The 8,366-nt window shown below is 57.7% G+C and carries 10 protein-coding genes; 5 read left to right on the top strand and 5 right to left on the bottom strand.

The window, feature by feature from the left end:
• The first annotated feature begins 8 nt into the window (after positions 1-8).
• Complete coding sequence (gene tcdA / locus AQ981_RS23255) at positions 9-824, top strand: tRNA cyclic N6-threonylcarbamoyladenosine(37) synthase TcdA (protein WP_058914145.1); 816 nt, start codon at positions 9-11, stop codon at positions 822-824.
• Here the strand turns inward: tcdA and csdE are convergent.
• Together csdE and csdA are read right to left on the bottom strand one after the other, a co-directional pair.
• Positions 813-1,265 (bottom strand): cysteine desulfurase sulfur acceptor subunit CsdE, encoded by a 453-nt coding sequence (gene csdE, locus AQ981_RS23260; protein ID WP_058914146.1) that lies wholly within the window; start codon positions 1,263-1,265, stop codon positions 813-815. The genes tcdA and csdE overlap by 12 nt on opposite strands.
• On the bottom strand, positions 1,266-2,471 hold the full coding sequence (csdA, locus tag AQ981_RS23265; RefSeq protein ID WP_058914147.1) for a cysteine desulfurase CsdA: 1,206 nt from the start codon (positions 2,469-2,471) through the stop codon (positions 1,266-1,268).
• 191 nt (positions 2,472-2,662) lie between these two features.
• Between csdA and AQ981_RS23270 the strand changes: the two genes are divergently transcribed.
• The 4 genes from AQ981_RS23270 to rlmM all read left to right on the top strand — a co-directional run bounded on the left by AQ981_RS23270 (position 2,663) and on the right by rlmM (position 5,739).
• Positions 2,663-2,890 carry a YgdI/YgdR family lipoprotein gene (locus AQ981_RS23270; protein ID WP_058914148.1) on the top strand — a complete coding sequence of 76 codons (228 nt, stop codon included), beginning with the start codon at positions 2,663-2,665 and terminating at the stop codon, positions 2,888-2,890.
• 394 nt (positions 2,891-3,284) lie between these two features.
• The gene (gene gcvA / locus AQ981_RS23275; protein WP_058914149.1) at positions 3,285-4,202 is read left to right on the top strand and encodes a glycine cleavage system transcriptional regulator GcvA; all 918 of its coding nucleotides are present in this window, start codon (positions 3,285-3,287) and stop codon (positions 4,200-4,202) included.
• 48 nt (positions 4,203-4,250) lie between these two features.
• On the top strand, positions 4,251-4,646 hold the full coding sequence (locus tag AQ981_RS23280; RefSeq protein WP_058914150.1) for a DUF423 domain-containing protein: 396 nt from the start codon (positions 4,251-4,253) through the stop codon (positions 4,644-4,646).
• Positions 4,639-5,739 (top strand): 23S rRNA (cytidine(2498)-2'-O)-methyltransferase RlmM, encoded by a 1,101-nt coding sequence (gene rlmM / locus AQ981_RS23285; protein WP_058914151.1) that lies wholly within the window; start codon positions 4,639-4,641, stop codon positions 5,737-5,739. Before AQ981_RS23280 ends, rlmM begins: the two co-directional genes overlap by 8 nt.
• A 193-nt stretch (positions 5,740-5,932) precedes the next feature.
• On the opposite strand, the gene xni is transcribed toward rlmM, so the two are convergent.
• The 3 genes from xni to AQ981_RS28260 all read right to left on the bottom strand — a co-directional run.
• Entirely contained in the window at positions 5,933-6,694 is a 762-nt protein-coding gene (gene xni / locus AQ981_RS23290) for a flap endonuclease Xni (protein WP_058914152.1), read from the bottom strand.
• 144 nt (positions 6,695-6,838) lie between these two features.
• The gene (locus tag AQ981_RS23295) at positions 6,839-8,206 is read right to left on the bottom strand and encodes an L-serine ammonia-lyase (protein WP_058914153.1); all 1,368 of its coding nucleotides are present in this window, start codon (positions 8,204-8,206) and stop codon (positions 6,839-6,841) included.
• A gap of 64 nt (positions 8,207-8,270) precedes the next feature.
• Positions 8,271-8,366 (bottom strand): serine transporter (locus tag AQ981_RS28260; RefSeq protein WP_082683251.1); only part of this gene is annotated, 96 nt, incomplete at its 5' end.

The raw sequence follows: 8,366 nt of genomic DNA on the forward strand, positions 1-8,366 counted from the left end.
GGTTTATCATGTCCGCACCGCTTTCCGATGCCTGGCTGCAGCGTTTTGGCGGCACCGCCCGCCTGTATGGCAACGACGCGCTGGCGCTTTTTGCCGCTTCCCATATTTGCGTTATTGGTATTGGCGGGGTGGGATCCTGGGCGGCTGAGGCGCTGGCGCGTACCGGGATTGGCGCGATTACGCTGATTGATATGGACGATGTCTGCGTAACCAATACCAATCGCCAGATCCATGCCCTGAGCGGTAATGTCGGGCTGGCGAAGGCTGAGGTGATGGCCGAACGTATCCGCCTGATTAACCCTGAATGCGTCGTTACGGTGATCGACGACTTTGTGACGGCGGACAATGTGGCGCAATATCTGGATCGCGGGTTCAGCTATGTGATTGATGCTATTGATAGCGTGCGCCCCAAGGCGGCGCTGATCGCCTGGTGCCGACGCAACAAGATCCCGCTGGTAACCACGGGTGGAGCGGGGGGGCAGATCGATCCTACGCAGATCCAGGTGGCCGATCTGGCGAAAACCATTCAGGATCCGCTGGCGGCGAAACTGCGTGAAAGGCTGAAGAGCGATTTTGGCGTAGTGAAGAACAGCAAAGGGAAACTGGGGGTAGACTGTGTTTTCTCGACGGAAGCGCTGGTTTACCCGCAGGCGGATGGCTCAGTGTGCGCGGCGAAGAGCACCGCAGAGGGGCCAAAGCGGATGGACTGCGCCTCCGGCTTTGGCGCGGCCACGATGGTGACCGCCAGCTTTGGTTTTGTGGCGGTATCCCATGCCCTGAAGAAAATGATGGCGAAGTCGCAGCGCCAGCAATCAGCCGCCTGACGCCGCTTGCGCTGCCCGGCGAACGGCGTCGGCCAGCGCCGCCAGCCCCTGGCTGCGCGATGCGCTGAGCTGCCCCTGCAGTCCCAGTTCGTTGAATAACGCCAGCGGATCTGTCGCCGCAATCTGCGATGCCGTTTTGCCCTCCACGGCGGTCAGCAGTACTGCCAGCAGCCCACGAACAATACGCCCTTCACTGTCGCCGTAGAAGTGCAGTCGCCCGTCAGGCCGACGCTGCCAGCCGAGCCAGACGCGGTTTTCGCATCCAGACACCTCTATTGATGGGGTTTTGAGTTCCGGCGCCAGCGCCGGGAGCTGTTTACCCAGCAGAATCAACTGGCGGTATTTTTCTTCCCACTGTTGTGCCGCGCAGAAGGTCTGGCGTAGCGTCTGGTCGGTAATTGTGCTGCCGAACGGATGTTCGGTTGAGTTGGCATGGGTCATTCAGTCCACCAGTAAATCAAGCGCCCGGTCGACGGCATCCACTAATGCCTCGACATCCTGGCGGGTGTTCCAGGGTGCAAAAGAAGCGCGTAGTGTACCACTTAGCCCGAGCGCCGCCAGCAGCGGTTGAGCGCAGTGCTGCCCGGCACGCAGCGCGATACCTGCTTCGGCCAGCAGCGTCGCCATATCGCCATGGTGAACGCCATCGAAGTTGAAGGCCAGCAGGCTGGCATCCTGACAGCGCAGGCTACGGAAGCCCGGGCGCAGGGCCAGGGCCTCTTCCGCCAGGGTGGCCAGCCCGCGGCAATACTGCTCCGCCTGGGCCATGTCGATACCGGCAAGCCACTCCAGCGCCGCATTCAGGCCAATTACGCCGGCGATGTTCGGCGTACCTGCCTCAAATCGCCACGGGGCTTCCCGGGGAGTAAAACCGTCAAAACTGACCTGGCTGAGCATTTTTCCGCCTCCCTGCCAGGGCGGCATCTCATCGAGCAGCGCCTGTTTGGCGTATAACACGCCAATACCGGTCGGGCCGTAAAGTTTATGGCCGGAAAAGGCGTAGAAATCGATATCCAGCGCCTGCACATCCGGGGCATGGTGAACCGCGCCCTGGGCGCCATCCACGACCACTACGGCGCCGGCGGCGTGCGCCAGAGCGATGGCCCGCGGCAGATCCGGGCAGCCTCCGGTGACGTTGGACATTTGCCCCAGCGCCAGAATGCGGCTGCGGGAATTCAGCAGCGCCGGCAGACGTTGCAGATCGGGCAGACGATCGCCGCCCAGGGGAAGTTTCACCACTCTGGCGCCGGTCTGCTGCGCGACCATCAGCCAGGGCACCAGATTGGCATGGTGTTCCGCCTCGCTGACGATAATCTCATCGCCGGGTTGCAGGCGCTCCCGGGCGTAGCTGCTGGCCACCAGATTGAGAGATTCCGTGGTGCCGCGGGTCCAGATAATTTCATGCGCCGAACGAGCGTTAAGCCACGCGGCAACGGTTTGCCGGGCGGCTTCGTAACGATCCGTCAGGCTGCGGGCATGGGGGGACTGGCCACGATGCACGCTACCGCTTTCCTGAAGATAGAAATCGCGGGTCGCGTCGAAAACCGCCTGTGGTTTCAAGGCCGTGGCGGCGATGTCCAGATAAACCCCGGCGTCGGCCAGGGCCGGAAAGGCGGCCCGAAACAGGGTGGGATTAAATGCTTTCATGAATATCCTCGCGTCGATGGCCGATCGTGGCCTATTTTCAGACGGCGGACAAGAGCCGGTGATGGTTCGGAATCGTCTGTTTCTGCGGGCAGTATGTAATCAGTTTGTTATGCTATTTATTGTCGGGCGTTTGATTTGCCCTGTTAATAAATGAGAGCTGCATAGCATTAATCACTACAAGGAGAACAACGATGAACAAGACTGCCGCTGTAATTTCTGCCTGTATGATGACCTTCGCGCTTGCCGCCTGTTCAGGCTCTAACTATGTCATGCACACCAATGACGGGCGGACCATTGTTGCGGATGGTAAACCGACGACGGACGACGATACCGGTATGATCAAGTATAAAGACGCCAATGGCAACCAGCAGCAAATTAACCGTTCTGATGTGAAAGAGATGGTTGAACTCAATAACTAACGCCGCTTTTTGACATAAAAATGGTTACCGGCGCCCCTCTGTGGGCGCCGGTTGCGTTTTGCGGGCAAAAAAAAGCACCGCGAAAGCGGTGCTACATTAATCACTATGGACAGACAGGGTAAATGTACAGGAAGTGAAATAAGGTAGCCTTGCTACCGGGGTCTGAATCGCCAGACCAATTTGCAAACACAACAACACAACATCACAACCGTAAGCCAAAAGCCCTTCAGGCCACGCCTGAAACACTTTTCGTTCCGGCTCAGGAAGTGGCGCCACTATAGGTATTTGCTGGTGCATCCACAACGGACAATTTATAATGCCTCAGATAAAAAAAACTAATAGGTTAATGGCTTAATCTATTTGTTAAATTCCTTAACATTCGAACCACACAATCATGTCCAAGCGATTGCCTCCACTTAATGCATTACGTGCGTTTGACGCCGCGGCCCGCCACTTGAGTTTTACCCGGGCGGCGGAAGAGTTGTTTGTGACTCAGGCTGCGGTCAGCCATCAGATCAAATCCCTGGAGGATTTTCTGGGGCTGAAATTGTTCCGACGGCGCAACCGTTCGCTGTTGCTCACAGAGGAGGGGCAGAGCTATTTTCTCGAAATCAAAGAGATCTTCTCACTATTGACCGAAGCTACCCGCAAACTGCAGGCGCGCAGCGCCAAAGGGGCATTGACGGTGAGTCTACTGCCCAGCTTCGCTATTCACTGGCTGGTGCCGCGTCTGGCCAGTTTTAATAACGCCTGGCCCGGCATTGATGTGCGTATCCAGGCCGTCGATCGTCAGGAAGATAAACTGGCGGATGATGTGGACGTGGCGATTTTCTATGGCCGCGGCAACTGGCCGGGGCTACGGGTGGAAAAGCTGTATGCTGAATATTTGCTGCCAGTCTGTTCGCCGCTATTGTTAACCGGCGACAAACCCCTGAAGCGTCCGGAGGATCTGGCGCGCCAGACGCTGTTGCATGACGCCTCGCGGCGCGACTGGCAGGCCTATACTCGCCAATTGGGCCTGGCGCATATAAATGTTCAGCAGGGGCCGATTTTCAGCCACAGCGCAATGGTGCTGCAGGCGGCTATCCACGGCCAGGGCGTGGCGCTGGCGAACAATGTGATGGCCCAGTCAGAAATCGAAGCCGGGCGACTGGTGTGCCCGTTCAATGATGTTCTGGTAAGTAAAAACGCTTTTTATCTGGTTTGTCATGACAGCCAGGCAGAACTGGGTAAAATAGCGGCCTTCCGGCAATGGATTCTGGCGAAAGCAGCCAGCGAGCAGGAAAAATTTCGCTTTCGCTATGAGCAATAGATACTGTTTTCGCGCCTCCTGCGGCGCGCATGACTTTAGGGTTCCATCATGACCAGCCGTTTTATGCTGATATTTGCCGCCATCAGCGGCTTCATTTTTGTTGCGCTGGGCGCTTTTGGCGCTCATGTTCTCAGTAAATCCCTTGGCGCCGTGGAAATGGCCTGGTTACGTACCGGACTCGAGTATCAGGCGTTTCATACCCTGGCGATTCTCGGGCTGGCGGTGGCCATGCAGCGCCGTATTAGCATCTGGTTCTACTGGAGCAGCGTGTTTCTGGCGCTGGGAACGGTGCTGTTCAGCGGCAGTTTGTACTGCCTGGCGCTTTCTCATCTGCGCCTGTGGGCGTTTGTCACCCCGGTTGGGGGCGTCAGTTTTCTGGTCGGCTGGGTGTTGATGTTTATTGGTGCGCTGCGCCTGAAACGTAAAGGCGTGGGTAATGAATAAGGTCATTCTGTACTGCCGTCCAGGGTTTGAAAAAGAGTGCGCGGCAGAGATTACTGACAAAGCCGCGCAGCGCGAGGTATATGGTTTTGCCCGGGTAAAAGAGCATTCCGGCTATGTTATTTTTGAATGTTACCAGCCTGGCGAGGCGGATAAACTGGGGCGCGAACTGCCTTTCAGCTCGCTGATCTTTGCCCGCCAGATGATCGTTGCCGGCGAACTGCTCAAAGATCTGCCGCCGGAAGATCGTATTACGCCGATCGTCGCAGCGCTACAGGGTGCCGTGGAAAAAGGCGGCGAGCTGCGCGTTGAAGTGGCGGATACCAATGAAAGCAAAGAGCTGATGAAGTTCTGCCGCAAGTTTACTGTGCCGCTGCGCGCGGCGCTGCGCGATGCGAAGATCCTGACCTCTTACGAAACCGCGAAGCGGCCAGTGGTGCATCTGTTTTTTATCGCCCCGGGCTGCTGCTATGCGGGCTATTCCTACAGCAATAATAATTCGCCCTTCTATATGGGGATTCCGCGCCTGAAGTTTCCATCCGACGCGCCGAGCCGCTCAACGCTGAAACTGGAAGAGGCGTTTCATGTATTTATTCCCGCTGATGAGTGGGATGAGCGTCTGGCGAACGGGATGTATGCCGTGGATCTCGGTGCCTGTCCCGGCGGCTGGACCTATCAACTGGTGAAGCGCAACATGTGGGTTTACTCCATTGATAACGGGCCGATGGCGCAAAGTCTGATGGATACCGGGCAGGTGACCTGGCTGCGCGAGGATGGTTTCAGGTATCGTCCGACGCGCAGCAATATCTCCTGGATGGTGTGCGATATGGTGGAAAGGCCGGCGAAGGTCACCGCGCGGATGGCGGAGTGGCTGGTCAACGGCTGGTGCCGGGAGACTATTTTTAACCTCAAACTGCCGATGAAAAAGCGCTATGAGGAGCTGTCGAACAACCTGGCGTCGCTGCGTGAGCAACTGGAAAAGCACGGTATTAATGCGCAGATTCAGGCCCGGCAGTTGTACCACGATCGTGAAGAGGTCACGGTACATGTGCGTCGTATCTGGGCCGCTGTAGGAGGGCGCCGGGATGAGCGGTAGAGTTTGCTCAGGCTTGTAACGTGCTGCTATCTGCCGTTAGCCGGTAACTAACAGAAGAAAGGGGGCTCATGATAGCCTCTTTTTTTATTTATTGCGGAACAGGAGCTTGCTGAGCAGCAAAGGCGGAGCGCCGGCCACAGTGGTAAAAACCACTATCGTCGCCGGGGCCGGCTGCCGGGTGTGCAGGGCAAAATCACGCCTCGCGATGGAGCCGCAACTGCTGCAAATTGCCGTCCATGGTTAAATCTGTCTGTAGCCGGGCGACCCGGCGGCAAATAAATGCCATCTCCTGATGGGTTTCCAGCTTCGAGCGCCATTTCTCCGGCACCTCGTCAAGGTGTTGATAGAGGGTCTCAAGAGTGCTGAACTGGCCGAGAAGCTGAGCGGCGCTCTTCGGACCGATGCCGGCTACCCCGGGAATTTTACTGCTGCTGATACCTGTCAGCCCCCAGTAATCCGGCAGTTGCGCGGGCGTCACGCCGAACTCCCGGGCGATGAAAGGGGCATCGAGCCAGCGCTTCTGAAAGTAGTCACGGATTTGGATGGTCGGGGAAAGCAACTGGCAATAGCCTTTGTCGGTCGAAACAATGGTCGCCGTATGGCCCGCCCGGGCCACTTTCACCGCCAGGGTTGCCGCCAGATCGTCCGCCTCGTCGCCGGGAGAGAACCAGCAGGCCACTCCCCGGCGCTGGAAGGTCTCCTTTAGCGCCGGCAGCTCTTCAGCCAGGGATTCCGGCATTGGCGGTCTGCCGGCTTTGTAATCCGGCAGTATCTGATGCCGCCAGCCCTCGCGGCGGGACTCATCGTCAAAGACCGCCACTGCATGGGTTGGCTGGCTGTGGGCAATCAACTGTTCCAGCGCGTGGCGACAGGTTTCACTACACGGCGACCCCTGTACCGCGTGAATACGGCGAATCAGATTCAGGGCATCAACAATCAATAAATGGACGGTCATGGCATACGGGTCTGGTGGTTGGGTGTGGGTACCCTACCATTAGCTGGCGGTAGCGACCATGACCTGGTCGGGAATCGGGAAGACACTTCGCAAAAAAACGCCCCGGGGCGGGGCGCAAGTACAGCATACTCAAAGCAGGCATGATTAATCGCAGGCGACAATCTTCATCGCCAGACCGCCCTGTGACGTTTCGCGGTATTTGGCATTCATGTCTTTACCGGTTTCGTACATGGTTTCAATCACTTTATCCAGGCACACCCGCGGCTCGCTGGTGCGGCGCAGCGCCATACGGGCGGCGTTTACCGCTTTAACCGCGGCGATCGCGTTACGTTCGATACAGGGAACCTGCACCTGGCCGGCGACCGGATCGCAGGTTAGCCCCAGGTTATGCTCCATGCCGATTTCCGCCGCAATGCAAACCTGCGCCGGACTACCGCCCAGCAGTTCCGCCAGCCCGGCGGCGGCCATTGAACAGGCGACGCCGACCTCCCCCTGACAGCCGACTTCCGCGCCGGAAATGGAGGCGTTCATCTTGTACAGCGAGCCGATAGCGCTGGCCGCCAGCAGGTAGCGGGCAATGGAGTTGGCATTCACTTCACGGATAAACTTGTCGTAATAGGCGAGGACGGCGGGAACTATACCGCAGGCGCCATTGGTCGGAGCGGTGACTACGCGCCCGCCGGCGGCATTTTCTTCGTTTACCGCCAGAGCGAACATATTGATCCAGTCCACCACGCTCATCGGGTCGACGGTGGTCTTATCGCTGGTGACCAGCATGCGGCGCAGCGCCGCTGCCCGACGCGGTACGCGCATTTTCCCCGGCAGTACGCCCTCGGTGCTGATCCCACGTTCAATCCCAGCGCGCATCACTTCCCACACCTGCATCAGATGCTGGTTGAGCGCCTGCTGGCTGTGTATAGCCAGCTCATTTTTCATGACCAGCCCGGAAAGCGAGAGGCCGGTCTCTTTACAGTGGCGCTGCAAATCCGCCGCGTTTTTATAAGGATAGGGCACGGTAATATCAGAGGCCGCAGTCTGACCGAAGTGCGCTTCATCGACAATAAAACCGCCGCCGATCGAGTAATAGGTCTGGCTGTAGAGTGCGGTGTCGCCCGCCAGGGCAGTGATACGCATCCCGTTTTCATGCAGGGAAAGGTTGTCAGCATGGAAATTCATACTGGTCGCAACCGAGAAGTCGACTTCGTGACCGCCACCCGCCAGCAGCAGGCGACCGTGGGTGTTGACGTCCTGAATAAAATCGCCAATCCCGTCAATGTCGACGCTGTCTGGTAGGTTGCCCGCCAGGCCCATAATAATAGCGATATCGGTGTGGTGCCCTTTGCCGGTCAGCGATAGTGAACCGTAAACGTCCACCACTATGCGGGTAACATCGTGCAATATTCCCTGTTCAATCAGGTCGTCGGTAAATTGCTTGCCCGCTTTCATCGGTCCAACGGTATGGGAGCTGGAAGGTCCGATACCGATCTTGAAAATATCAAAAACGCTAATCATGTAGCATCCATTCAGGGTTCAGAGAATGAAACGGCGCGCCGCCCGGCTGAGCGGCGCAGTGCTGTTAGCTGAACAGCGAGTAGAAGATGGCGGAGATGGCGATAAGCCCCATCAACACCACAAAGGCGTTGCTGATATGGCCGCTGTATTTGCGCATCGC

The organism is Entomohabitans teleogrylli (assembly GCF_001484765.1).
GTDB lineage: Bacteria > Pseudomonadota > Gammaproteobacteria > Enterobacterales > Enterobacteriaceae > Entomohabitans > Entomohabitans teleogrylli.